We start from the raw sequence: 20,174 nt of genomic DNA, 5'->3' as shown, positions 1-20,174 counted from the left end.
CCTGGAGACAACCATGATCAAAGCAATTGAGACCCGGTACGCCGGCCACCACTTCCGCAGCCGCCTCGAAGCCAGGTGGGCCGTGTTCTTCAACGCCCTGGGCATCCCATGGGAGTACGAGCCCCAGGGCTACGAGGTCGGCCCCTACCCGACGCACGTCACGGACAACGGCCTGACCCTCGCCAACACCCGCTACCTGCCCGACTTCTGGCTCCCCGCGCAGAAGGTCTTCTTCGAGGTGAAGGGCATCGCGCCAGACAGCGACTACAACGACATGCTCCATGCCTTCACCGGCCAGTCCGAAAAGGACCTGATCCTCGCAGTCGGCAGCATCCCCGACCCGGACACCTACGAGGTCTCATGCGAGGGCACCGGCGACTTCTGGATGGACGAGTTCCAAGGGACAGCGCCCTGCATCGACGAGCGCACAGGCGCCGTCCTCGGATGCTGGGACAACTACCGCGCCTGGTGTTGCTGTCCATCCGGTAGGCACTACGGCATTGAGTTCAGCGGCTACGGAGATCGCATCCCCTGCGGCTGCAGTAGCGGCGGTCGCTTCTCCTCCGACGATGATCCATCAATCCGCGAGGCATACCGCGCCGCCCGCTCCGCCCGCTTCGAGCACGGCCAGTCCGGCTGACCCGCTGCCGCCCCCGCCACCACGGCACCCGCAGCCGGAACACATTCGCCGCCACACAAGAATCGCCGCACCCCAGGAGGCCGCCATGCCCACCCTCACCCGCCGACAGCACCCGCTCCGCACCGGGCCGCGCCTGTCGACCAGTGACCAGCAGCTCCTTCGTCTGATCGCCGCCGGGCTGGAGAACCCGCAGATCGCGAAGGTCTGCGGCTGGACGCCTCATGAGGTAAAGGTTCGGCTGCGGCGCCTGTACCGGCTTCTTGGCGTAGACAGGCGTATCGGCGCGGTCGTGGCCGGCTTCGCGCTGGCGATCCTCGACCCGGCCACCATTGCCGACGTATCGGCCGCAGCGCGGTCCCGGGGCGGTGCTGGGCCGAGTCTGCGGGCAGGAGGCGCTGCGCGTGCCTCGCAGGCTGTTAGGCGGGCTCCTGTGTCTTCGGATCTCAGTGCCAGTCGTACGCAGGTTCTGCAGCTGCTTGCGGAGGGATTGAACAACTCTCAGATCGCTGCGCGCCTGTCCTTGTCGCTGGATCAGGTGAAGTACCGGCTGGCTTGGTGGTACGACACGTCCGGTACCGGCTCGCGTACGGCCTTGGTGGCTTGGGGTCGGCGTACTGGTGCGATTGAGCGGCCCGGGGCGTGGCGGTGACGGCCCCGCTGCGGGTCCTTGTCGCCGGTGCCCGCGACCGGGCGAACGCCGTCCTCATCGCCTGGCAGATGCGGGTACTGCCGGAGGTCGGACAGTGAGCGGGCGAAGCGAACGCCGTCGGTCTCGCGGAGCCGCCGTGGACCGCATCGACGCGAAGACCAAGCAAGAACGCTCCCCCGAAGGCCAGCACGGCCAAGTTGTCGCACCAACCCAGGAAGCCATCCGCGAGGCCATCGCAGCCTGCCTCTGCCCGTTCTGCGGGCGCGGCCCGTACAAGGTCCTGGCGCTCCATACAGGCAACCGCCACGGCATCGACCGGCACGAACTCCGTCGCCTTGCCGGGCTGGTGAAGCACGCCTCGATCTGTTCGCCCGAATACGGAGATGGCCAGCGCACGCTCCTTGCGAAGCGCGGCGGAATGGAGCCGAGAGAAAGGCCGAAGAAGGGTCGCAAGGTCGTCGTATCGGATGCGGGCCGCAAGGTGATGCGTGACAACGCCGCCAAAAATCTGCACCCCACCACGGAGCAGCGACACGAGGGTGCCGTTAGAGCTGGGGCCATTCGCGGGGAGCAGTTGCGCAAGGAGCGCCAGCCGTGCGTCACCTGCGGTGGCGAGATCGCTTTTCGGCCGGGCAAGACGCAGCTGAAGACCTGCTCGGATGCCTGCCTTCGGGAGCGAAAGGCGCAGGTCATGTCTGCGGCGCGTCGGACTGGCGTCTTGCGCAGCGGCGGTGAGCAGCGGTGACCGGCCCGGGGCGTGCGGAGGCGCCGGCCGTCGCTGACGGTCGGCTCGGGGCGGGGCTGGGGCTACTCGGCGGCGGTCTGCAGGGCCTCCGAGGCGGCAGCGATCTTGGCCTGTGCGTCCGGCGGGATGTACCCGGGCCGAGACCAAGCGCCGGGTTCCGGTCGCGTGGGCCGCGTGACACCTGGTCGATGGAGGTACCAGCGGGCGAAGTCGCGCAGCACGTCGGTGCGTGTCTTGCCTTCGGCGGCAGCTGCCTCTTCCAGGGCAAACCATTCGTCGTGAGGCATGCGGACTTGCCTGGGTGGCGTGTGGGTGGGCTTGGCGGGTGTCATGTTCGCAGGGTACGGCGCGTAGCTACATTCGGGCAATGGCGTGTCGCTACACGGATCGCCGAAGAAGATCTTGGGTGTAGCTACATGATTTTTTACGGAATCGCTTGCTGTGTAGCTACACGTTCGCTAGGTTGTAGCTACACGGAACGGCGGCCAGCCGAACCGGATAGCTCGGGAGTCACCGTGAACGCCACCAGCCGCAAGATCGCCCGCCGCCTGACCGCCGCGATCCGCACCGCCGCCCAGACGTCCCGCGCCACCCTCACCGCCGCCCTGACCTCGCTCACCACCCAGATCCGCCGGATCGCCGCACACGCCGGCTTCACCACCGCCCAAGCCAACGCCGCCCTCGAACTCATCGAGGACGGCGGCATCCACGAGCAGCGCCCCGACATCTACCGCACCGTCAGCACCGACGGGACCCGCATCCACCTCACGACCGCCGACCGGTGCACCTGCCCCGACGGCATCAAGGCCACCACCGCCCACCACCGGCCCTGCTACCACGCCCTCGCAGTCCGCGTCCTGGAGGCCGCATAGACCGACTTCACCGGCATGACCGAGGACGCGGCTCGACAGGCCGTCGCCGAACTCCTCGCCGAGCAGAAGCGCCAGCACGAGGAGCAGTCCGCCGCCGCCCTGGCCGGACCCATACACATCCGCAAGCGCATCGCCCGCAAACGCGGAGACAGCTTCTACCGGGTGAAGTACAGCGCCAGCGAGAACGGCTCGCAGACGCTCTGCGGTGCACCCGCTGGCATGGACAAGGCCTGGGCTGAGACCCGGTTCGCCAAGCACCTGGCGGACGTCACCTGCGAGACGTGCAAGCAGATCCGCACCACCAACTGACCCTCCGCCCGCGCCCCGCCCTCCCGAAGGAACCCCCGCCATGCGTATCCCGACCGATGTCCTCACCGTCCTCGACCACGCCGAGACCACCGGCCACGAACTGCGCCTCACCGGCCAGCTCGACCGCAAGCTCTACACCCTCACCAACAAGACCCTCGAAGCCGCCGGTGGGAAGTGGAACCGTAAAGCCGCCGCCCACGTGTTCCCGAACCCGGCCGCCGACATCCTCGACGCGATCCTCTCCACCGGCGAGATCACCACCCCCCGAGACCTCGGATACTTCCCGACACCGCCCAGCGTCGTCCACCGGCTGCTGACCCTCGCCGACCTGCACACCGGGATGACCGTCCTGGAACCGTCCGCCGGACGCGGGGCCATCGCCGAACCGGTGGCCGCACTCGGCTGCCACGTCGACTGCGTCGAACTCCAGACCGCCAACGTGCAGGCACTTGACGAAGCGGGCTACGCCAGGCGCCTGATCGCGGGCGACTTCCTCGCCCTCGACCCGAGCCTCAGCGGGCTGTTCGACGCGGAGGGCTACGACCGGGTGGTGATGAACCCTCCGTTCGCGAAGCAGGCCGACATCGCGCACGTCACCCACGCCCACCGCTTCCTCAAGCCCGGCGGCCTGCTCGTCGCGGTGATGTCGAACAGCGTCACGTTCCGATCCGGCCGCATCGCCGAGGGATTCCGGGCGTTGCTCGACCAGGCCGGCGGGGCGCTGGAGCCGCTGCCGGAGGGCTCGTTCCAGGTGTCCGGGACGGGCGTGAACACCGTGATCGCCGTACTGCCCGCGCTCGACGCCTGATCCCCGCCCGGCTGCCCTGATCACCTACCACCGACCTCCCGGAGGCCCGCCGTGTCCGCTCTCGCCCAGCAGATCCTCGACCGCATCACCGCCGACCCCGACGCCTTCACCACCGACGCGTGGTTCACCATCCAGACCTCGCACGCCATCTGGCCCGAGGACCACATCGACGGCAACGACGTCCGGCTGGGCCTCGCCGCTTGGGCCTGCCACCTGTCGGGCTGGTACCTGACCCGCGACGACATGGGCCAGCCCTACGCCTACCAGCTCCACGACGACGACGACCACCGCGACCTGGAGGAGCTGGCCGTGGAACTCCTCGGCCTGGACAGCCCCGACGTGCTGGCCAACCCCGACCGGGACGCGGTCATCGCCGAACTCCAGCGCATCGCCTCCACCTGACCCGTGCTCTTCCCGCCCAGCCACCCCGACCACCGAAAGGCCCACCACCCCATGAACATCACCGTCAGCGTCGACAGCCTCACCCTCGACACCGTCGTCAACCAGGTCTTCGGCACCGACGAGGACGGCGACCGCTACGAGATCGGCGGCCAGACCATCGCCGACGTCATCGCCGGCCAGATCCTCGCGAAGCTCACCAAGGACGACCGCTGGCCCCGACTGAACGACACGGTCATGGAGGTCCGCAAGGAGGAGATCCGCGACGCCGTCCGGCCCAGCATCGACGAGGCCCTCGCCCGGCCGATCACCAAGACCAACGGGTATGGCGACAAGGTCGGCGCGGAGACGACCCTCGCAGAGATCATCGCCGACGAGGCCCGCAAGCAGCTCACCGAGCCCGCCGACCGGTACCGCAACGAGAAGGGCACCCTGCTCCAGCAGGCCGTCCGCGCCGAGGTCGACCGGGCGTTCAAGGCGGAGATCGCCGACGCGGTGAAGGCCGCCCGCGATGCGGTCACCGAGCAGATCGGCGCGATGGTCGGCGAGCAGGTCGCCGCTGCCGTTCGGGCTGGCATCACGTCCCGCTGACGCCGGGCGGGGCTGCCATACCGGCAGCCCCGCCCGCCTCCCGCATCACCCAACCCGCCGACACCCCAACACCAGGAAGGCCCAGCCCATGCCAGTCCCCGAGCCGTACTTCACCGACGGCGACGTCACCCTGTACCTCGGCGACTGCCGGGAGATCCTGCCCCAGCTCAACCTGACCGCCGACCTGGTCGTCACCGACCCGCCCTACGCCGAAACGAGCCTCGCGTGGGACCGGTGGCCCGACGGGTGGCCCACCCTCGCAGCCTCAACGGCGCGCAGCATGTGGTGCTTCGGCAGCATGCGGATGTTCCTCGACCGGCGCGACGAGTTCACCGCTGCCGGATGGAAGCTCTCCCAGGACTACATCTGGGAGAAGCACAACGGCTCCGGGTTCGCGAAGGACAGGTTCCGCCGCGTCCACGAAACGGCCACCCACTGGTACCAGGGGCCCTGGGAGGGCCTGTACCACCAGCCGCCGCGCATCCCGGCCGAGTTCGACGGCAGAGACCGATCGGTGTCCGCGAGCGCTGCCCGCGTTCCGCACACCGGGGCAATTGGTGCGCACCGCTACGAAGATGACGGACTCCGCTTGGCCCGCTCCGTGCGGCGTTGCCCTTCGGTGCGGCGCGGTGTGCACCAACCGAGAAGCCGGTGCCGGTCCTTCTGGATTTGATCACCTACGCGTGCCCGCCCGGCGGCCTGGTGCTTGACCTGTTCGCCGGGTCCGGCTCGACGTTGGACGCCGCCCGCCAGACCGGTCGCCGCGCCGTCGGGATCGAGCGGCACGAGCCGTACATCGAAGCCGCCGCGAAACGCCTGCAGCAGTCCGTGCTCTTCGCCTGACCCTCGTCCTGCTGTCGCCGCCCTGGCCGACACACCCACCACCAAGGAAGGCTCCGACCATGCCCATCCGTCTCCGTGTACCCGCGCACCGACCGGGCGGTCCCGACGGCCAGGGCTGGAACCGGTTCTCGCTGGGCTCCCTCGCCGACGACGAATGCACCCTTCGGCCCACCGACTACTCCCACTACATGGAGTCCCAGGACACCCGCCGCGCCGGGTACGGCGGCTACGGGTCCTGCATCCGCGACGGCGCGTGCGACAGCTGCCCCGTCTTCGCCCGCACCGAGACCATGGCAGCCCTCACCGACCGCGTCCTGGTCCGCATCCACCCCGCCGACGGCCGCCCGTGGCTGATGAACCGGCCCGAGGACGGCTGGGGCTCACGCGGCCAGCGCTGGACCTGGGAACGACTGGCCGCCCTGTCCGGCTGGTACCCCGACGGCCGCCACCACGACCAGGACGGCGACGGGTTCTGGCTCCAACGGGCCGACGACAACCCGCAGACGATCCACCTGCCGTTCCTGGCCACCTGACCGCCCACCCCGCCCCGATCCTCCTTGGAGCCCCCGATGGAACCCCTGACCGACCAGAACCTCTCCGTGATCCAGGCCCGCGTCAATCGCGATGACGGGCTGGGCTGGCGCGACGCGACCGACCTCCTCGCCGAGGTCGCCCGCCTGCGCGCCGAGCTGGAGCAGGCCCGCGCCGCCCGCCTCGAATGGTCCCGCATCGGTGATCACCCCGAACTCGCCCACTGGGCCGACGCCCTCGTCAGCGCCGACCTCACCCCGCACCCCGCCCACGCCTGGTGCAGCACCACCACCGGGTACGAGGTCGCCATGCAGGTCGCCACCACCGACCAACTCACCGGCACGGCTACGGCCGAGCTGCTGGCCGAGCTGAAGGCCGCGTTCACCGCCACCGTGTGCCGCGTCCTCGGCCGCACCGACGTCACCGCCCCCGGATGCCTGTGCGGTGCGGTGCCCGTGCACCAGACCGGCTGCCACGCCGGCTGAGGTCGGACCGACCCCGACCCGACCGCAAACCGAAAGGACCGCCGTGACCAGCACTGACGTGATTGACCTGTTCGCCGGCCCGGGTGGCTGGTCCGAGGGACTGCGCCGCTACCTCGGCATCACCGACATCGGCCTGGAATGGGACCACGCCGCCTGCCTCACCCGCCAGGCCGCAGGGCACCTCACCATCCGGACCGACGTTGCCACCTACCCCACCCGGCACCTCGCCCACCTGATCCGCGGCCTGATCGCGTCACCGCCGTGCACCCTGTTCTCCTCCGCCGGCAAGGGCACCGGGCGCCGCGTCCTGGACGTCCTCGCCGACGGCATCCGCCGACTCTTCCGCGGCGAGGACTGCCGAGGCGAGGTCCGGGCCGCGATCTACCCCGTCGCACTGGCCGAGCAGCAGGCCGCGAACGCCAAGAAGGCACCGGAGAAGCAGCGCACCACGGCGCAGCTGGAAGCCGCCGCCCGCACGGACGCCGCCTGCGCCGCCCTCGTCCTGGAGCCCGCCCGCTGGATAGCCGAACTCCTCGCCGCCGGCGGCATCCTGGAATGGGTTGCGCTGGAGCAGGTTCCCGCCGTCCTTCCGCTCTGGGAGGTCTACGTCGAGGAACTGCGCCGCCTCGGCTGGTCCGCATGGACGGGGATCCTGAACTCTGCCGACTACGGCGTCCCCCAGACCCGGCGCCGCGCCATCCTCATCACCTCCCGTGTCCGCACCATCGCCGCGCCGGAGCCGACGCACTACGACCCCAAGCGCGAGGACGCCCTCGCCGACCTCGGCCAGGACTCCCTGTTCGCCCCCGAACTCCCGCGCTGGGTCTCCATGGCCCAAGCCCTCGGCTGGGCCGGCGAGCAGGTCGTCAACATCAGGGGCGACCGTCAGACCCCCGGCGGGAACGAGTTCTCCGCCGACGGGCCATCCTGGGCGCTGACGGAGAAGACCCGCTCCTGGTCGCTGCGCAACGGCAACCAGCCCCGCGCCGCCGTCCGCCAGGCCGACGAACCCGCGCCGATGATGACGTTCGGCAACAACGCCGCACGCATCGAGTGGGTGCTGCGGAACAACACCGACGCCAACGCCTGCGTCCGGTCGATGGACGAGCCCGCCGGGACCCTGTTCTTCGGCCACCGCGGGAACGACGTCTCCTGGGTGCTGAAGAACCGCCGCGACTCCGACAACTTCAAGGAGCACCACGGCGAGCGGGAGAACCGCACCGTGGACGAGCCGGCACCGACGTTCACCGGCGAGGCCCACCGCTGGGGCTGGGCGCAGGAACGCCCCGCGACCACGGTCTGCGCGACCAACCGCATCGCCCCGCCCGGGCATCGTGACCGCAACCCCGGCGGCGAGTCGCAGTTCGCCAGCCCCGAGACCGTCCGCATCACCGTCCAAGAGGCGGCGATCCTGCAGTCCTTCCCGCCCGACTACCCATGGCGCGGCTCCCGCACGAAGCAGTTCGAGCAGGCGGGGAACGCGGTCCCGCCTCTGTTGGCCGCGCACGTCGTGTCCGTTGCCGCCGGAGTGCCGCTGGCCGCCCGCCGCCGGCGTCCTGTCCTCCGCCCTCCCCACCACCTGAAGGAGCACCGTCATGCCTGACACCGCTACTCGTTTCGCCGCCTCTTACGCGGTTCTGACGGCTGCTCACGAGGTCGGGGACCATTGGACCCAGCGGGATGCCGAGGCGACCGCGAAGGGCGACCCTGGCCCGCGTGGTGCCCGTGCCTGCGCATCCCATGTGGCGACGTACACCGCGACCCAGGCCCTCGCGCTGTATGCCGCGGACCGGGGGCTGCGCCTGGGCCTGGGCTGGCGCCGCGCGTCGGCAGCCCTCGCGGTGTCCGCCGTCACGCACTACGCCGCTGACCGCTCCGCCGGGCACTGGCGCGACGAGCACCCGACCGGGGTGCCGTGGCTCGCCGCCGTCACCGGGCACCGCGGGTGGCTCCAGCGCGACCCCGGCTCGCCGTACCTGCTCGACCAGGCGTGGCACAAGGGCTGGATCGCCGTGGCCGCAGCCATTGCCTCCGCCCCGGCCGCCGCGCCCAAGGCCCACCGATGACCGGGCGCGAGGAATTCGGCCACCAGCCGATCATCTCCTTCCTCGACGGCCGGGCCCTGGCGAGGGTCTGCGCCCGCTGCCACCCTGCCGAGCCCGGCATCGTCCACGCCGTCCGCTGGCCCTGCCGCACCGCCGCCGTACTCGGCCTGGACATGGCCGACGAGACCACCACCCCGACCAGCCAGGAGACCTGATGCCGCAGACCCGTGAGCGCCGCATGTACCTGATGTGGCGCGCCGCCAAGGCCCGGCACGACTACCGGCGCGGCGAGCAGCACACCCCGCACCTGCGGGTCGCGATGCGGTTCGGCCTGCCGGTCTGCGAGGTCAAGGACATCGTCGCCGCCCAGCGCACCAACCCGACCACGAAGGAGGGCTGAGCCGTGCTGAAGTCCCACACCTGCCTGACGATCCTGTGCGACGTCTGCAAGACCGACGCCGAGATCGGCGAGGGCGTCCCGCACTGGGATAGCGCCCGTGATGCCGCCGAGTGGGCGCGCTCGATCTGCTGGGACGTGACCGAGGACGGTGTCCGCGCGGTCTGCGATCGCGATGACGAGGATCACGAGGCTGCGCGGGCCGACCTGCTGCCGCCGTACCCAGCGGTCGAGGTTGATGGCCAGCTCGCGCTACCGGCCGCTCCTGTTGCTGTGCTGCCCGAGGACGGCCAGGCATGACCGGGGCCGAGGTGGAGCTGCTCGCGTCCGGCATCTGGGTCGAGGCGTGGCCCTGCGGGTGTGTCTGCGCCGCAGCAGTAGCCACCGTCACGGGCGAAGGCGGCTGGACGATCACGACCGAGGGCGAGGCCCGGGAGCACTTCGCCCCGCCGCGACTCGCCGGCCTGGGCTACCGCCTCGTCGACTCCGCCACTTACCGGGCCCTGAACGGCAACGGGAGCTGGAACTGCGCCGGCCACACCCCGAACGAGCTGATCCACGCCGCCCGCGCCACCGAGAGGAACGCCGATGCCTGAGTCCACCGCCACCGCGCTGACCCGTACCGGGCAGCCCCGCCGCACCGGATACGCACTGGAGGGAAACTGATGGCCACCTACAGCAGCCGCGAGATCATCTCCCGTCGCATCGAGTACACCGTCCCCGCCGCCCAGCCGTGGGGTGCTACCCGCGCCGACGTGTACCAGGCGCTGGCCGCCGCCGAGATGAAGTACCGGGAGATCCACCAACTGCGGGACGACCAGTCGCTGTCGGACGACGCGCTGCGGGTGCTGCCCGTGGACGACGAGATCATCATCCACTTCACCATCGAGGAGACCCGCCGTGCCTGACCTGCCTGATCCGACTGTCCGCCCGTCCCGCTACACCGTGACCTGCCTGCCCGAGGGGTTCTTCGAAGCCTGGCGCTGGGACGTGACGGTGGAGCAGCAGCAGGACGGGCGGTGGGTGATCGAGCACTGCGGGATGTTCCTGACCGTGCACGAGGACCGCCTCTGGTCGGAGTCGAAGGCCGACGCCGCGCGGATCACCGGCAGCGGTCTCGCCCGCAGCATCGCCAAGCAGCACGCCCCGCTGGTCCGGGCCGACGGCCGGACCGTCGCCGAGGCGCTGCGTCTCGCCGCCGAATGGAAGGAGCAGGACCGTGGCTGAGCTCTACGACGGCCTGTTGCGTGCGATGGTGAGCCTGCCTGCCCCGCCGCCGCCGATCCCCGTCGCCGCTGACACCGAGCAGCGCGACCGCCTCGCTGGGCACCTGCGGACCGAGCTGAAGCGCCGGACGTTCCCCGCGCTCGCACCCGGCGGCATGGGGTTCGGCCTGAGCGAGTACGACATCGCCAACCTGGTGATCGCGTTCCTGCGGCCCTGCGCCTGCTACCCGGACCCGTTCGATCACGAGGACGAATGCCCGCAGTACGCCAGTGCCTTCCCCGACGCCGAGGAGACCGACCGTGCCCGCTGACCCGTCCCTGCGCGACCAGCTCGCCGAAGCCCTGCGCGCTGCCCCGGTCCGTGGGACGGCGATGCGCATGACGGTGCTCACGGAACTGTACGGGCCGGTCGACGCCCTCACGGACGCCGTCCTGGCCGTGGTGCAGCCGGAGCTGGACCGGCTCCGCGCCGAGGTCAGGAAGGTCAGCATCGAGCGGGATTTCGCCCGGGGCCGAGCCGACGCCCGAGGTCGAGCGAACGACGATCTCGACCGAGGCCTGCAAGAGGAGCGAGAGACGGCGGCCCGATGGCGGCGGCGTGCCAAGTCGACGGAGGCCGAGCTGAACCGTTTCCGGTCGGCGTGGCAGTCCGCGCGCCACCGGGCCTGGCATGTTTGGCGCGCTCACGCGGTCCACAGCGCCTACCAGTTCGAGCAGGCGCAGCAGCGCGCGGTGGATGCCGGGGCCGAACGCGACCGGGCCATGGCGTCCGTCCCGCTGGTGTGCTCGGACGACCGGCACCAGGCCAAGGTCCGCGGGCTGGAAGCCGAGCTGGCCGCCGTGGAGGAGACCGCCGCCGAGCAGCAGCAGAACGCGCTGCACTGGCAGGAACGGGCGCAGGCCGCCGAGGCCGAGCGCGACCAGTTCAGGACCCGGGTGCTGGAACAGCACAGGCGCGCCGAGCAGGCCCTCCAGCACCTCAGCGTGATCCACCAGGCGACCGATCGGCTCGACTACACGGCGGCGCTTCTGTCTGCTGATGCTGATCAGGCGAAGTTCAACGCCTGGATTCGGTGGGCCCTCCGCACTCTGCGGGAGGCTGTGGCTCTCGGTGCCGCGCCCACCCCGGCCGGCGCGGCTGATGCCTGCCGCGTGGACGAGTGCGCCCAGGGCTGCCCCGGGCAGTGCCGGCACCGGCGGGCAGCGGACGACCTGACACGGCTCGACGAGGAACTCGGGATGTACGAGCGGGAACGGGAGCAGCAGTGATTTCTCTCATCGTCGCCGCCGTCTTGGCGGCCTATTCAGCCGTCGGTGCGCTCATTGCCCGCCGCTTGTACGGCCGCTGGCGGGCAGCGAGCATCGACGACTACGTCGCCAGCTACTCCAAGATCGGCAGCAAGCCGCCCGAGGTGATCCTGGCGGATGCGGTGAAGTTCTTCGACAACCACTCCCGAGGCGACGACCAGCTCGGGGCGTTCCTGAACGGCCTCTTCTGGCCGCTGTCCGTCCCGACGATCACCCTGATGCACCTCACGGCCCGGTTCCTCAGCAACACGCCGGTCCGCGCCGACAGCGAGATCAAGGCCGAGCATGCGCAGATGGCCGCCCGGATCGCCGAGCTGGAGAAGGAGCTGGGGTACCAGTGAGCGCCCAGTCCAGAGCCCTCAACCGCCTCGCCGACCACTGCATGCGGCTCTCCCGCGACAGCGATGGCAGGCCCTACGAGATGCCGATCTACACGGGAACGAGTCTGTGGGAGCAGGCTGCGGACATGGCCCGGCGGACAGCGCTGGAGCAGCGGTGGCGGGAGCGGATCGCGCGTCGGCTGCGGCTGCCGATCTGGTGAACGGGTCGGAGGCGGCCCACCCCGTATGTCGGGTGGGCCGCCTCCGTGTGCGCGGTGCCTGGGTCGCCGTGGCGTCCTGGTGCGCAGGGATGACGCTAGGTGCTGGGTCTGACACATGGCCGTGACCTGCGGGGGCTGCGGTGCACCCTCACCTCATCGAACGTATATTCGAACCATGGACGATCCGCCCGACTACACCCCCGCCGAAGAGGCCCTCGAGGTACGCCCCTGGCGCCCCGGCGAACCCGAGGCCGAGATCCTCGTCTACCCCCACGGCGACCAGCCCCTGCTGTGGATCTACGCCGCCGGGGCCTGGCGCCGGGCTACCGTCGACGCCCGCCACCGGTACCCCTACGGCACCGCGTACCAGGTCACCATCAGCGTCGACGTCCGCGGCTTCCCGTCCAATTTCTCCCGCACGTACCGGTGGGGCACACCTGCCATCCAGACCCGGCGCAAACGCCTTACCGACGCCGAAGCCCAGACACACCTGCGGGACGTGCTGGGGTCAGATTGACGAGCTGAACGCCGCAACCTCGACCCGCTCGCCTGCCTTGTCGGGCAGGATCCGCTGCAGCAGCCGGCTCGGCCCATCAGCCGCAGCCAGGGCACGCAGCAAGACACGGCGGCGGGCAGGAGCGGTGGCCACAGGGGCGGTAGTCGTCATGGGATCAGGATGGCAGATTGGACCACCAGTCGTCATTGACGCCCGCCCTCAATGTCCGTCACGTTCCTGCTGGTCAGCGGGATGTCCGCGACCGCCTCGCCGTCACCGTCCTCGGTGCCGTCGAGCGCGTGCCTGATCCATTTGAGCGAAGCGAGGTACCCGGCGTCGAAGGCATGGTCCTGGGGGTTGTCGCGGACCGCTGCTTCGATGCGGTCGCACTCGGCCCGGACGCGGGAGATCGTCGCCTCGGCCCGTTCGGTGCGGGCCTTGAAGTCGGCAATCTCACCCTGCTGCTCCAAGAGCTTCTGGGCGATAGCGACATGGTTCGGGTACTCGGTCACGCTTCCTCCGTGGTCAGCAGCAGCGTCAGGTAGGCGCGGACCCGCTCATCCCGGCCGCAGAGGCAGGGCTCGCCGTGGCACTGCTCCGTCCAGCCGAAGCCGTGCTCCTCGCCGACCAGCAGCTCGACGTGCCGGCGGGTCCGGGCGACACGGGCCAGCGTCGCGTCCGGGTCATGGCGTTCGATGTGGTCGGCGTCAGCCCGGGGGTTCACGACGCCCGTTGGCCAGTCCGACGGGTAGCCGCCGTCGCAGTGGACGAGTCGGCTCCCAGCGCCGCGTACCCGGTGCTGCCCGTCGGCCCAGTGCTCGGAACGCCACGGGCCCGGGGTCGCCGCCTGGGCGCCCTCGGCCTCGGCGTCGAGCCCGGCCCGGACGGCGGCGGCGAGGTCCGCGAGCGAGACGTCAGGCATCGGTGGCCTCCTTGGCGTGAACGCAGGCGCAGTGGCCGCCCGCAGGTAGTCCCTTGCTGTGGCTGATCGGGCAGATCCCCGGATCGGGCGCGGTCCCGCAGATGCAGGTCCGCTCCCCCACTCGGGCCAGCAGAGCGCGGGCGAGAGCGACCGTCTCCGGGCCGCCCATCCGGTGCAGTTGGTCCGCGTCCCAGCCGCCCATTTCGCGCCCACTGGTCGAACACGTCGGCGACGAGGAGGTTCAGGCCTGCGGGGAGGCCGTCGCGGCGGGTCTGGAGGTGAGCGGACGCGGCGCGCAGGGCAGCGACGTCGGTGGTCGCAGTCACGGGTACTCCCCTGCGAGCATCGTGGCCACGGTCAGTGCCATGGCGCTGTACTCCCTGCCGGTCAGGTGCATCCGGTGGCCGCCCTCCAGCAGTTCCAGGGACTTCGGGCCGAGCGTGATCCCGACCTCCCGCAGCGCCGTCTCGATCTTCGCGGCCAGCTCGGTCACGGTGTACGACGTCGTCCCGATCGACATGCCGCCGTCGTCGGCCTGGAACGCGCCCAGCAGCGTGACCCTCGGCTCGGGCCGGGCCGACTCCGGGGCATGCGCGCACAGGCCCCAGGCGTAGGTGTGCTGCCACGGCTTGTTGCGCGGGCGGCAACTCGACGAACTGCAACCGTCGAAGTCCTCGGTGTCAGCCACGACCGCCCCCGAGCAGCAGAAGCTCCTGGTCGGGCCCTTTGCCGACGAGCCTGATCCGGTTCCCCGCTTGCGTCTCGCGGTCGAACAGGTCGAGCAGGGCGACAGCACGCCGGACCTGCTCCGTGATGGTGATGCCCAGCTCGGTGCGGCGGGCGAGGAGGGAAGCCTCGGTCGCGGTGTTGATGTTGATACTCAGGCGGCCGAAGGCGGGCTCAGCCACGGTCGGCCTCCAGCTCTAGGCTTCCCGCCCACTCGGCGAGCCGCTCGAAGTCCGCGTCCACCAGCCCAACCGCCGGATTGATCGTCAGCAGCAGCGCAGGCCCCGGGTGGATGTCGGCGATGTACTCCCGGTCGGCGTCGGTGACCTCGTCGTCAACCCACGCGAACTGCCTGCCCCGCGCCCACCGGACGACCTCCCACGTCTTGAAGTACGTCCCGTCCTTCCGCGACGGCACCCGAACCTCCTCGAACGGCACGTGCTCCAGGGCGGGCAGGCCGAGGTGCGGGCCGATCCAGTCGTTCGCCTCGGCCTGCCACGTCGTGCACCAGACCAGCTCGAACGGCAGGGCCAGCAGCGCCGGTCCATGGGCGGGGTTGAGCCAGACCCGCAGCGGCTTCACGTGCGGTCCCTCCCAGCCCGTGGGGCGCATCCGGTGGGTGTCGTAGCCCTCGGGTCGGCGGGAGGGCTTCGCGGCGTAGGGATTCAGCGGGCCGTCGACGTCGATCAGGAGCAGCGGGCGGGGCATCGTGTCCTCCAGGTTGATGGTCATTCGGGTTTCGCCGCAGCAGTCGGCGAGCCACCCGTCGTCGCCGTCGCGGATGATGCTGCTCCCGGCCTGGCACCGGTCACCGCAGCCCGTGCAGCGGCCGGGGTACTGGGCGGTCAGCCAGCGCACATCCTGGTGCGTGGACGGGCGGGGCCGGGCCGGCGGCGTGGGGCGGCAGTGGTCGCACATGTCCTCAGGCAGCTCGGTCAGGTCGCAGCGGGCGGTCATCGCAGGCCTCTCATGAGAGCGGCAGTGTCTGCTCGGCGGGCGCGTGACCCTTGGACTGCCACAGCTCCCGGTACTGGTACACGAAGGTGGAGCACCCGGCACGGGCATGGAACACAGCGGTCCCGTCGCCCATGTCGGGGCGCCACAGGTTCGGGCCCGGGAACCGGGTCGCGGTCATCCGGGACGTGATCGCCTCACCGCAGCCCAGGCAGCACCCCGACTGGATCGACATCAGGTGCTCGGTCCGGCCGACCGCCCGGTCGACCGCTTCGTCGGCGATCTCCTCGTCACACGGCGGTAACTGACCGCAGGAACGGCATACGGAGTAGTGCTCCGGGAGGACGTCCCAGCGGTAGGAAGCCGGGAACTGCCAGTGCTCCTCCTTCGCGCGGGGCTTATCGGCCACAAGGACGACGACCACGGGCCGGTCGCGCCAGGCCGCCCGCTCCAGTCGTGGCTTGTCCGGGTGGAACCGTTCATGGTCGGCGAGGCATCCGAGCCACTGCTTCTCGAACGCCTCGGGCCAGAGGTCATCGGGCTGTTCGCGGATCTCCACGATGCGTTTCGGCTGCCGGTTGAGGATGACCAGCATCCCGGGCGCGAGCACGGGGTTGGCCTCGCGGCGGCGGCGGTCGTGCTCGCGGTTCTCGACGCGCCGTGCCGGGTCGGACGGTTCCCATGTGGACTTCGCCCAGCGGGGCGGGTCGATGTGGCCACGGGTGGTGTTCTGGTGCGGGTACCAGGGGCGCTCGGCCATCACGCACCCGCCGGTCGCACGCAGGTGTCGTGGTCGTAGCAGCGGCACAGCCCGCACCCCGCGCACAGGTGCAGCTGCTCGGTACCGCAGAGCCCGCAGCCGCCGTCGAGGGCGATCTCCAGGCTGTCGAGGAGCAGCAACCGGTCGAGCTGGTTGTACATCATCGCGGCGATCTCCTTAGACGTGCCGGAACGTGATGTCCGCGAGGTCTTCGCGGGCCTCCGTGATCGTCTTGCGTCCGTTCGCGAGGTCCCCGATGAGGCTGGCGGCGTGGTACTCGCCTTCGTCGGTGGCGTCCGTGAGCCTGCTGGCGATCTCGGCGATGAGCGCGAACACGTCGCTGTCCGCGTCCGCCCGGTCGGTGGCAGTCTCCGCCGCGTCGGCTTCGAGGTAGCCCAGGAACGCGTCGGCCAGGTCCGGATAGCTGTCTTCGCCGTCTTCTTCGCCGCACTCGAAGTTCTTGTGGATGTCGTAGTCGACCTCACCGGCGATGAACTGGCGGAGGGCGCGTTCGACGTTGGCGGGGTCGAGGAGATCAGCCATGAGGGTTCCCCTTTGCGGGAGTTGGTGGTGTTTTGCGGTGCTTCCAGTGTCTCAGATCTGACCCTTGATCACGCCGTATTCGTGCAGCTCAGACCCCAAATCAGGCCCGGTTCGGCTGGAACGCCACCGGCATGTGCTGATCAGCCAACTGCTGCGCCCACTCCGGCAGACCGCCCGGCAGTCGATCCAGTTCGATGTCGAGCCGGTTGGACGTCATAGTCCCGTCGGTGTCCCGGTGCATCCCGAAGACGTGGGCGGTCACGGTGATCCGGCCGCCGCGAGGCCAGCGGGTGTAGCCGAGCACGATCTCATCGGGCACAACCGATCCGGCGTCTGATTCCCAGGGCCACGGGACGTCGGGGGCGTTCTCCAGGTCGAGGGTGATCTCGACGTGGCGGGCGCGGGACGTGAGGTCAGCCACGATCTCCCCCCTCTGTCGCTTCGACCGCCCGCAGCTCCGGCCAGACCAGCTCGACCACCGTGTCCGGCGGCCACTCCGGGTCCCACGGCTCGCAGTCCGGCTTGTATGACGCCCACGCGCACGGTTCCGGGCCGCAGGAGCAGCTGCCGCACCCGGTCTCGTGGCAGACGTCACCACGGCACGCGAAGCACATCAGGTGACCCGGGCAGTGGGGTTCGGCGCAGTGACGGGTGTACATCGTGCGGGCGCTCACTCCCCGCCTCCGCCGCAGTCGCAGTGCTGCTCGCAGACGTGCTCGCCGAGCGGCGTACCCATGTCGGCGTGCAGACGGTAGTCGTCGAGCAGATTGTCGATCGCGTTGGCGGTAATGCCACCCTGCATGTACTCGTCCCGCTGGGCCTTGAGCCACGCCTCGACCGAATCACCACGGCGGGGCAGCAGCACGGCCTGCAGGGCGGTGGCGAGGTCTGGCACCCATTCGGCGTACTCGCTGTTCGGGTCCGTGTCGTCAAGGCCGTAGTTCCAGAACGCGAAGGCGCGGATCGCCGTGACGATCGCGGCGTGCTGGGCGTCAGGCTCGGTCGGGTTGCTCACGGTGTTGCTCCTTCGTTGGGTGCCGCCTGGCCCCGAAGCACAGGCAGCAGAGGTCAGTTGGCGACGCGGAGGATCTGCCGGGCGACGGTCAGCGCGAGTTCCCCGCCGAGGTCGACCGCATGGTCACCGCCGCCGTCGGCAAGGGCGCGGGCGACGATGACGTCCCGGTGCAGCTCCAGCAGGTCCAGCACGGCCTGCCCGACGCCGGGGTGCAGCAGGGCGATCCACTCGGCGTCGGCCATGCCGCCCTTGTCGGCATCGCGCTCCGTCATCGCCACGGCTCCGTAGCCCCCGTCGCGGACGTTACCTGCGTCGATGTACGGGTCGTTCTCGACTGCGCTGGCATTCCACGGGCCAGGTGTCGCAGCGGACGCAGCGGCGCGTAGCTTCTCGATGGCGTTGGTCAGGAGCGACGCGGGCTTGTCGGTGGTGGTCACGATGGTCCTTTCGGGCGGGGTGGATTGGGCGTCGGTCCCGCATCCGCACCCGGTGCAGTGGTGGCCGGCGAGCGGGTTCCCGACGACCGCGGCGGCAGCGACCGTGGCACGTACGGCGAGGGCGCCGAGGACCTCCGGGCGGAGCAGGTGCGCACCGGGTTCCTTGCCCATCTCGGTGAGGATCTTCCGCAGGAGCGGGGTCAGCTCGGTCGCGGTCTCGTCGGTGGCGGCGATCATCCCTCCCACCCGTCACGGGCCTCGCGGGCAGCATGCTCGTCAGCCGGGTCGGCCAGCGCCCGGAGCTTCCACCCGACCTTCTCGCAGGCATCGCGGGTATCACGGCCAGACAGCTCCTCGCCGTACCGGCCAGCGCGGTACGCCTGGCCAACCTCGAAAGCCAAGTCGGCTGCCTTGTCGAGAGCCTGGGCGGGAGCGGCAGCCAGTTGCTCCTTGAGCGCGGCGATCTCCTCGCCGTACTTCCGCTCGCGTTCGTACCACTGGTCGATGAGGTGCTGGTCGATGGTGGCCGGGGTGATTTTCACGCGGGGCAGGCCGGACAGCAGGACGTTCACGGCCCCCGCAAGGCCAGCCTCCTCGGGCGCGGTGGTCTCGTCGCGGGTGATCGGGGTGACGTCAGACACGGTCAGGCTCCTTTCGAGCGGTACGCGATCGCGGCATCGGTGGGGGTGGTCGGGGTCGGGTCGGTCATGGTCAGGCTCCGGTCTCGGTGGTGGAGGGGTCAGCAGAATTCGAACGGCTCGCCAGCCTCGGCGGCAGCCTCCATGCCGTCAGCCAAGGCCAGCCCGTCGTGTCGGTCGTGGCAGTCGCCCGGCCATACCGCATTGATGACCTCCCGCAGACGGGGCGCGACGGTGGCGCAGTCCTCGGGGCTGATCTCGCCATCGCAGTCGGAGTCGTCGAGGAGCGGCTTGAGCGGGGTGGCGACGGGAGCCCAGGGCATGTCGCCGCCGAAGCCCTCCATCTGGTCGAGGTCGATGCCCTCGTGCTTGGCGAGCGCGGTACGAAAGCGCCCGAAACCGCCGTACGCCCAGTGCGCCTCGGTGTGGGAGAAGTCGACGCCCATGCTGATCTCCAGCCTCTCTGTCTAAATCTTAGACACTAAGCATCGCAGGTCAGCCCACTCCCGTCTAGCTTCTAGACAAGAATCATGGGACGATCCGGCACATGACCGACTGGGAAGCGCGACTCCGACAGCGAGCCGAGGACGTGAAGGCCGCCCAGCGCGCCCGCGCCCTCGACATTGCCGCCGCGCACGCCGCCGGACTCAGTTGGCGGGCCATCGGGAAGGCCGCAGACGTCAACCACGAGACGGCCCGCACCCTCGCCAGGGAAGCACTGAAGGCCACCCCGCTCTCCCCCGACGCCTGACCCGCCCCACCCCGGCCCCGCATGCGCCGGCCAGCAGACAAGCGCACGGCTGCTCACCGGGCGGCCTCGATCCTGTCGAGCACGTCCATCGCCCGACGCCTCAGTACGGACGGCAGGCCGGTATCGCAGCACGACTCCCTCAGCGACACCCAACTGCTGCCTTCGGGTTCGATGCGCTCGCCGTGGTAGCGGCATGTCGCGGGCAACTTCTCCAGCGCCGAGCGGATCGTGAGCAGATCGAACGGTGCGGGACCCTGCGCGGCGGCCTCGGCTCGGACTTTCGCCGCGCACGCCTCGACGGGCACGTCCTTCTTGCGGACGTCCAGATCTCCCATGTCGTCGCGGGTGATCCAGTCGCCCTTGAACGCCACCGCCAGGCCCGTGTCGGTCTGGATGGCGATCAGGTCGTCGGCGTTGGTGAAGTTCATGTGCGACAGGTCGTTGGCATAGATCGGCTTGGTCGGGTACATGAACGCGAAGACCTCGACGATGTTCTCGCCGGTCCAGAGGATGGCGTCAAGCTCGGTCACGTGCGGTCTCCTG

General features: G+C 70.2%; 42 protein-coding genes. 26 read left to right on the top strand and 16 right to left on the bottom strand.

Translation table 11 applies throughout. The annotated features are described in order from the left end of the window. The first annotated feature begins 13 nt into the window (after positions 1-13). The 3 genes from ACXKR8_RS42950 to ACXKR8_RS42940 all read left to right on the top strand — a co-directional run bounded on the left by ACXKR8_RS42950 (position 14) and on the right by ACXKR8_RS42940 (position 2,034). Positions 14-640, top strand: a complete 627-nt coding sequence (locus ACXKR8_RS42950; protein WP_458269944.1) for a PDDEXK family nuclease — start codon at positions 14-16, stop codon at positions 638-640. 85 nt (positions 641-725) lie between these two features. Then, on the top strand, positions 726-1,289 hold the full coding sequence (locus ACXKR8_RS42945) for a LuxR C-terminal-related transcriptional regulator (RefSeq protein ID WP_458269943.1): 564 nt from the start codon (positions 726-728) through the stop codon (positions 1,287-1,289). Positions 1,290-1,425: 136 nt separating this feature from the next. After that, on the top strand, positions 1,426-2,034 hold the full coding sequence (locus tag ACXKR8_RS42940; protein ID WP_458269942.1) for a hypothetical protein: 609 nt from the start codon (positions 1,426-1,428) through the stop codon (positions 2,032-2,034). A 62-nt stretch (positions 2,035-2,096) separates the two neighbouring features. On the opposite strand, the gene ACXKR8_RS42935 is transcribed toward ACXKR8_RS42940, so the two are convergent. After that, a complete protein-coding gene (locus ACXKR8_RS42935) occupies positions 2,097-2,366 on the bottom strand; it encodes a hypothetical protein (protein ID WP_458269941.1) in 270 nt (89 codons plus the stop codon). Positions 2,367-2,549: 183 nt separating this feature from the next. On the opposite strand from ACXKR8_RS42935, the gene ACXKR8_RS42930 reads away from it, so the two are divergent. From ACXKR8_RS42930 to ACXKR8_RS42825, 22 genes are all read left to right on the top strand, one after another. Further along, positions 2,550-2,906 carry a hypothetical protein gene (locus tag ACXKR8_RS42930; RefSeq protein WP_458269940.1) on the top strand — a complete coding sequence of 119 codons (357 nt, stop codon included), beginning with the start codon at positions 2,550-2,552 and terminating at the stop codon, positions 2,904-2,906. A gap of 15 nt (positions 2,907-2,921) precedes the next feature. Then, positions 2,922-3,215, top strand: coding sequence for a hypothetical protein (locus ACXKR8_RS42925; RefSeq protein WP_458269939.1), 294 nt, complete (start codon positions 2,922-2,924; stop codon positions 3,213-3,215). Between the two features lie 40 nt (positions 3,216-3,255). After that, positions 3,256-4,023: a methyltransferase gene (locus ACXKR8_RS42920; RefSeq protein WP_458269938.1), complete on the top strand. Its 768-nt coding sequence runs from the start codon at positions 3,256-3,258 to the stop codon at positions 4,021-4,023. Positions 4,024-4,074: 51 nt separating this feature from the next. Further along, positions 4,075-4,425: a hypothetical protein gene (locus ACXKR8_RS42915; protein ID WP_458269937.1), complete on the top strand. Its 351-nt coding sequence runs from the start codon at positions 4,075-4,077 to the stop codon at positions 4,423-4,425. 51 nt (positions 4,426-4,476) lie between these two features. Next, positions 4,477-5,013: a hypothetical protein gene (locus ACXKR8_RS42910; RefSeq protein ID WP_458269936.1), complete on the top strand. Its 537-nt coding sequence runs from the start codon at positions 4,477-4,479 to the stop codon at positions 5,011-5,013. Positions 5,014-5,101: 88 nt separating this feature from the next. Continuing rightward, complete coding sequence (locus tag ACXKR8_RS42905) at positions 5,102-5,686, top strand: hypothetical protein (protein ID WP_462100073.1); 585 nt, start codon at positions 5,102-5,104, stop codon at positions 5,684-5,686. Continuing rightward, entirely contained in the window at positions 5,683-5,856 is a 174-nt protein-coding gene (locus ACXKR8_RS42900; RefSeq protein ID WP_462100072.1) for a DNA methyltransferase, read from the top strand. Before ACXKR8_RS42905 ends, ACXKR8_RS42900 begins: the two co-directional genes overlap by 4 nt. Positions 5,857-5,915: 59 nt before the next feature. Further along, complete coding sequence (locus tag ACXKR8_RS42895) at positions 5,916-6,389, top strand: hypothetical protein (protein ID WP_458269934.1); 474 nt, start codon at positions 5,916-5,918, stop codon at positions 6,387-6,389. Between the two features lie 36 nt (positions 6,390-6,425). Beyond that, positions 6,426-6,872, top strand: coding sequence for a hypothetical protein (locus ACXKR8_RS42890; protein WP_458269933.1), 447 nt, complete (start codon positions 6,426-6,428; stop codon positions 6,870-6,872). A 43-nt stretch (positions 6,873-6,915) separates the two neighbouring features. Further along, positions 6,916-8,475: a DNA cytosine methyltransferase gene (locus tag ACXKR8_RS42885; RefSeq protein ID WP_458269932.1), complete on the top strand. Its 1,560-nt coding sequence runs from the start codon at positions 6,916-6,918 to the stop codon at positions 8,473-8,475. Then, positions 8,468-8,938, top strand: coding sequence for a hypothetical protein (locus ACXKR8_RS42880; protein ID WP_458269931.1), 471 nt, complete (start codon positions 8,468-8,470; stop codon positions 8,936-8,938). The genes ACXKR8_RS42885 and ACXKR8_RS42880 overlap by 8 nt, the downstream gene beginning before the upstream one ends. Further along, positions 8,935-9,132, top strand: a complete 198-nt coding sequence (locus tag ACXKR8_RS42875; RefSeq protein ID WP_458269930.1) for a hypothetical protein — start codon at positions 8,935-8,937, stop codon at positions 9,130-9,132. The genes ACXKR8_RS42880 and ACXKR8_RS42875 overlap by 4 nt, the downstream gene beginning before the upstream one ends. Next, the gene (locus ACXKR8_RS42870) at positions 9,132-9,317 is read left to right on the top strand and encodes a hypothetical protein (RefSeq protein WP_458269929.1); all 186 of its coding nucleotides are present in this window, start codon (positions 9,132-9,134) and stop codon (positions 9,315-9,317) included. The genes ACXKR8_RS42875 and ACXKR8_RS42870 overlap by 1 nt, the downstream gene beginning before the upstream one ends. A gap of 3 nt (positions 9,318-9,320) precedes the next feature. After that, positions 9,321-9,614, top strand: coding sequence for a hypothetical protein (locus ACXKR8_RS42865; RefSeq protein WP_458269928.1), 294 nt, complete (start codon positions 9,321-9,323; stop codon positions 9,612-9,614). Then, entirely contained in the window at positions 9,611-9,910 is a 300-nt protein-coding gene (locus ACXKR8_RS42860) for a hypothetical protein (RefSeq protein WP_458269927.1), read from the top strand. Before ACXKR8_RS42865 ends, ACXKR8_RS42860 begins: the two co-directional genes overlap by 4 nt. Positions 9,911-9,979: 69 nt before the next feature. Next, positions 9,980-10,222: a hypothetical protein gene (locus tag ACXKR8_RS42855; RefSeq protein ID WP_458269926.1), complete on the top strand. Its 243-nt coding sequence runs from the start codon at positions 9,980-9,982 to the stop codon at positions 10,220-10,222. After that, a complete protein-coding gene (locus ACXKR8_RS42850) occupies positions 10,215-10,541 on the top strand; it encodes a hypothetical protein (protein WP_458269925.1) in 327 nt (108 codons plus the stop codon). The genes ACXKR8_RS42855 and ACXKR8_RS42850 overlap by 8 nt, the downstream gene beginning before the upstream one ends. Then, positions 10,534-10,851, top strand: a complete 318-nt coding sequence (locus tag ACXKR8_RS42845; RefSeq protein ID WP_458269924.1) for a hypothetical protein — start codon at positions 10,534-10,536, stop codon at positions 10,849-10,851. The genes ACXKR8_RS42850 and ACXKR8_RS42845 overlap by 8 nt, the downstream gene beginning before the upstream one ends. After that, the gene (locus tag ACXKR8_RS42840; RefSeq protein WP_458269923.1) at positions 10,841-11,809 is read left to right on the top strand and encodes a coiled-coil domain-containing protein; all 969 of its coding nucleotides are present in this window, start codon (positions 10,841-10,843) and stop codon (positions 11,807-11,809) included. The genes ACXKR8_RS42845 and ACXKR8_RS42840 overlap by 11 nt, the downstream gene beginning before the upstream one ends. Next, entirely contained in the window at positions 11,806-12,189 is a 384-nt protein-coding gene (locus ACXKR8_RS42835) for a hypothetical protein (protein ID WP_458269922.1), read from the top strand. The genes ACXKR8_RS42840 and ACXKR8_RS42835 overlap by 4 nt, the downstream gene beginning before the upstream one ends. Further along, entirely contained in the window at positions 12,186-12,389 is a 204-nt protein-coding gene (locus ACXKR8_RS42830; RefSeq protein WP_458269921.1) for a hypothetical protein, read from the top strand. Before ACXKR8_RS42835 ends, ACXKR8_RS42830 begins: the two co-directional genes overlap by 4 nt. A gap of 175 nt (positions 12,390-12,564) precedes the next feature. Continuing rightward, positions 12,565-12,906: a hypothetical protein gene (locus ACXKR8_RS42825; RefSeq protein WP_458269920.1), complete on the top strand. Its 342-nt coding sequence runs from the start codon at positions 12,565-12,567 to the stop codon at positions 12,904-12,906. Between the two features lie 182 nt (positions 12,907-13,088). Here ACXKR8_RS42825 and ACXKR8_RS42820 read toward each other — a convergent pair whose 3' ends face one another. From ACXKR8_RS42820 to ACXKR8_RS42755, 14 genes are all read right to left on the bottom strand, one after another. After that, positions 13,089-13,397 carry a hypothetical protein gene (locus ACXKR8_RS42820; RefSeq protein WP_458269918.1) on the bottom strand — a complete coding sequence of 103 codons (309 nt, stop codon included), beginning with the start codon at positions 13,395-13,397 and terminating at the stop codon, positions 13,089-13,091. Beyond that, entirely contained in the window at positions 13,394-13,807 is a 414-nt protein-coding gene (locus ACXKR8_RS42815; RefSeq protein ID WP_458269917.1) for a DUF6221 family protein, read from the bottom strand. The genes ACXKR8_RS42820 and ACXKR8_RS42815 overlap by 4 nt, the downstream gene beginning before the upstream one ends. Then, complete coding sequence (locus tag ACXKR8_RS42810) at positions 13,800-14,009, bottom strand: hypothetical protein (RefSeq protein ID WP_462100071.1); 210 nt, start codon at positions 14,007-14,009, stop codon at positions 13,800-13,802. The genes ACXKR8_RS42815 and ACXKR8_RS42810 overlap by 8 nt, the downstream gene beginning before the upstream one ends. A gap of 120 nt (positions 14,010-14,129) precedes the next feature. Continuing rightward, complete coding sequence (locus tag ACXKR8_RS42805; protein WP_458269915.1) at positions 14,130-14,495, bottom strand: hypothetical protein; 366 nt, start codon at positions 14,493-14,495, stop codon at positions 14,130-14,132. Next, complete coding sequence (locus tag ACXKR8_RS42800) at positions 14,488-14,715, bottom strand: hypothetical protein (RefSeq protein ID WP_458269914.1); 228 nt, start codon at positions 14,713-14,715, stop codon at positions 14,488-14,490. Before ACXKR8_RS42800 ends, ACXKR8_RS42805 begins: the two co-directional genes overlap by 8 nt. Then, a complete protein-coding gene (locus ACXKR8_RS42795) occupies positions 14,708-15,241 on the bottom strand; it encodes an HAD domain-containing protein (protein WP_458275230.1) in 534 nt (177 codons plus the stop codon). Before ACXKR8_RS42795 ends, ACXKR8_RS42800 begins: the two co-directional genes overlap by 8 nt. A gap of 259 nt (positions 15,242-15,500) precedes the next feature. Beyond that, positions 15,501-16,247: a hypothetical protein gene (locus ACXKR8_RS42790; RefSeq protein ID WP_458269912.1), complete on the bottom strand. Its 747-nt coding sequence runs from the start codon at positions 16,245-16,247 to the stop codon at positions 15,501-15,503. Further along, complete coding sequence (locus ACXKR8_RS42785) at positions 16,247-16,411, bottom strand: hypothetical protein (protein ID WP_458269911.1); 165 nt, start codon at positions 16,409-16,411, stop codon at positions 16,247-16,249. Before ACXKR8_RS42785 ends, ACXKR8_RS42790 begins: the two co-directional genes overlap by 1 nt. A 13-nt stretch (positions 16,412-16,424) precedes the next feature. Beyond that, positions 16,425-16,790, bottom strand: coding sequence for a hypothetical protein (locus ACXKR8_RS42780; RefSeq protein ID WP_458269910.1), 366 nt, complete (start codon positions 16,788-16,790; stop codon positions 16,425-16,427). Positions 16,791-16,890: 100 nt separating this feature from the next. Continuing rightward, positions 16,891-17,211 (bottom strand): hypothetical protein, encoded by a 321-nt coding sequence (locus tag ACXKR8_RS42775; RefSeq protein WP_458269909.1) that lies wholly within the window; start codon positions 17,209-17,211, stop codon positions 16,891-16,893. Positions 17,212-17,460: 249 nt separating this feature from the next. After that, positions 17,461-17,805, bottom strand: a complete 345-nt coding sequence (locus ACXKR8_RS42770) for a hypothetical protein (RefSeq protein WP_458269908.1) — start codon at positions 17,803-17,805, stop codon at positions 17,461-17,463. A gap of 53 nt (positions 17,806-17,858) precedes the next feature. After that, on the bottom strand, positions 17,859-18,479 hold the full coding sequence (locus ACXKR8_RS42765) for an ead/Ea22-like family protein (protein ID WP_458269907.1): 621 nt from the start codon (positions 18,477-18,479) through the stop codon (positions 17,859-17,861). Next, positions 18,476-18,883, bottom strand: a complete 408-nt coding sequence (locus tag ACXKR8_RS42760; protein ID WP_458269906.1) for a hypothetical protein — start codon at positions 18,881-18,883, stop codon at positions 18,476-18,478. The genes ACXKR8_RS42765 and ACXKR8_RS42760 overlap by 4 nt, the downstream gene beginning before the upstream one ends. 98 nt (positions 18,884-18,981) lie before the next feature. Continuing rightward, positions 18,982-19,326 (bottom strand): hypothetical protein, encoded by a 345-nt coding sequence (locus tag ACXKR8_RS42755; protein WP_458269905.1) that lies wholly within the window; start codon positions 19,324-19,326, stop codon positions 18,982-18,984. 101 nt (positions 19,327-19,427) lie between these two features. Between ACXKR8_RS42755 and ACXKR8_RS42750 the strand changes: the two genes are divergently transcribed. Further along, a complete protein-coding gene (locus ACXKR8_RS42750; RefSeq protein WP_458269904.1) occupies positions 19,428-19,631 on the top strand; it encodes a hypothetical protein in 204 nt (67 codons plus the stop codon). Between the two features lie 53 nt (positions 19,632-19,684). Here the strand turns inward: ACXKR8_RS42750 and ACXKR8_RS42745 are convergent, their stop codons facing one another. Further along, positions 19,685-20,161: a hypothetical protein gene (locus tag ACXKR8_RS42745; protein ID WP_458269903.1), complete on the bottom strand. Its 477-nt coding sequence runs from the start codon at positions 20,159-20,161 to the stop codon at positions 19,685-19,687. Positions 20,162-20,174: the final 13 nt, after the last annotated feature.

This window comes from Streptacidiphilus sp. PAMC 29251 (assembly GCF_054208735.2).
Note: the sequence above shows the minus strand (reverse complement) of the source record. Positions and strands in the feature narration are given on the sequence as shown.

What these genes read in the sequence shown, in the direction of transcription:
- ACXKR8_RS42860 (WP_458269927.1), top strand. Translation starts at nt 9,611, where the DNA reads ATGACCGGGGCCGAGGTGGAGCTGCTCGCGTCCGGCATCTGGGTCGAG.
- ACXKR8_RS42935 (WP_458269941.1), bottom strand. Translation starts at nt 2,366, where the DNA reads ATGACACCCGCCAAGCCCACCCACACGCCACCCAGGCAAGTCCGCATG.
- ACXKR8_RS42875 (WP_458269930.1), top strand. Translation starts at nt 8,935, where the DNA reads ATGACCGGGCGCGAGGAATTCGGCCACCAGCCGATCATCTCCTTCCTC.
- ACXKR8_RS42750 (WP_458269904.1), top strand. Translation starts at nt 19,428, where the DNA reads ATGACCGACTGGGAAGCGCGACTCCGACAGCGAGCCGAGGACGTGAAG.
- ACXKR8_RS42895 (WP_458269934.1), top strand. Translation starts at nt 5,916, where the DNA reads ATGCCCATCCGTCTCCGTGTACCCGCGCACCGACCGGGCGGTCCCGAC.
- ACXKR8_RS42815 (WP_458269917.1), bottom strand. Translation starts at nt 13,807, where the DNA reads ATGCCTGACGTCTCGCTCGCGGACCTCGCCGCCGCCGTCCGGGCCGGG.
- ACXKR8_RS42825 (WP_458269920.1), top strand. Translation starts at nt 12,565, where the DNA reads ATGGACGATCCGCCCGACTACACCCCCGCCGAAGAGGCCCTCGAGGTA.
- ACXKR8_RS42870 (WP_458269929.1), top strand. Translation starts at nt 9,132, where the DNA reads ATGCCGCAGACCCGTGAGCGCCGCATGTACCTGATGTGGCGCGCCGCC.
- ACXKR8_RS42780 (WP_458269910.1), bottom strand. Translation starts at nt 16,790, where the DNA reads ATGGCTGATCTCCTCGACCCCGCCAACGTCGAACGCGCCCTCCGCCAG.
- ACXKR8_RS42810 (WP_462100071.1), bottom strand. Translation starts at nt 14,009, where the DNA reads ATGGGCGGCTGGGACGCGGACCAACTGCACCGGATGGGCGGCCCGGAG.
- ACXKR8_RS42880 (WP_458269931.1), top strand. Translation starts at nt 8,468, where the DNA reads ATGCCTGACACCGCTACTCGTTTCGCCGCCTCTTACGCGGTTCTGACG.
- ACXKR8_RS42945 (WP_458269943.1), top strand. Translation starts at nt 726, where the DNA reads ATGCCCACCCTCACCCGCCGACAGCACCCGCTCCGCACCGGGCCGCGC.
- ACXKR8_RS42785 (WP_458269911.1), bottom strand. Translation starts at nt 16,411, where the DNA reads ATGATGTACAACCAGCTCGACCGGTTGCTGCTCCTCGACAGCCTGGAG.
- ACXKR8_RS42905 (WP_462100073.1), top strand. Translation starts at nt 5,102, where the DNA reads ATGCCAGTCCCCGAGCCGTACTTCACCGACGGCGACGTCACCCTGTAC.
- ACXKR8_RS42910 (WP_458269936.1), top strand. Translation starts at nt 4,477, where the DNA reads ATGAACATCACCGTCAGCGTCGACAGCCTCACCCTCGACACCGTCGTC.
- ACXKR8_RS42950 (WP_458269944.1), top strand. Translation starts at nt 14, where the DNA reads ATGATCAAAGCAATTGAGACCCGGTACGCCGGCCACCACTTCCGCAGC.
- ACXKR8_RS42795 (WP_458275230.1), bottom strand. Translation starts at nt 15,241, where the DNA reads ATGCCCCGCCCGCTGCTCCTGATCGACGTCGACGGCCCGCTGAATCCC.
- ACXKR8_RS42765 (WP_458269907.1), bottom strand. Translation starts at nt 18,479, where the DNA reads ATGATCGCCGCCACCGACGAGACCGCGACCGAGCTGACCCCGCTCCTG.
- ACXKR8_RS42890 (WP_458269933.1), top strand. Translation starts at nt 6,426, where the DNA reads ATGGAACCCCTGACCGACCAGAACCTCTCCGTGATCCAGGCCCGCGTC.
- ACXKR8_RS42755 (WP_458269905.1), bottom strand. Translation starts at nt 19,326, where the DNA reads ATGGGCGTCGACTTCTCCCACACCGAGGCGCACTGGGCGTACGGCGGT.
- ACXKR8_RS42925 (WP_458269939.1), top strand. Translation starts at nt 2,922, where the DNA reads ATGACCGAGGACGCGGCTCGACAGGCCGTCGCCGAACTCCTCGCCGAG.
- ACXKR8_RS42790 (WP_458269912.1), bottom strand. Translation starts at nt 16,247, where the DNA reads ATGGCCGAGCGCCCCTGGTACCCGCACCAGAACACCACCCGTGGCCAC.
- ACXKR8_RS42855 (WP_458269926.1), top strand. Translation starts at nt 9,980, where the DNA reads ATGGCCACCTACAGCAGCCGCGAGATCATCTCCCGTCGCATCGAGTAC.
- ACXKR8_RS42920 (WP_458269938.1), top strand. Translation starts at nt 3,256, where the DNA reads ATGCGTATCCCGACCGATGTCCTCACCGTCCTCGACCACGCCGAGACC.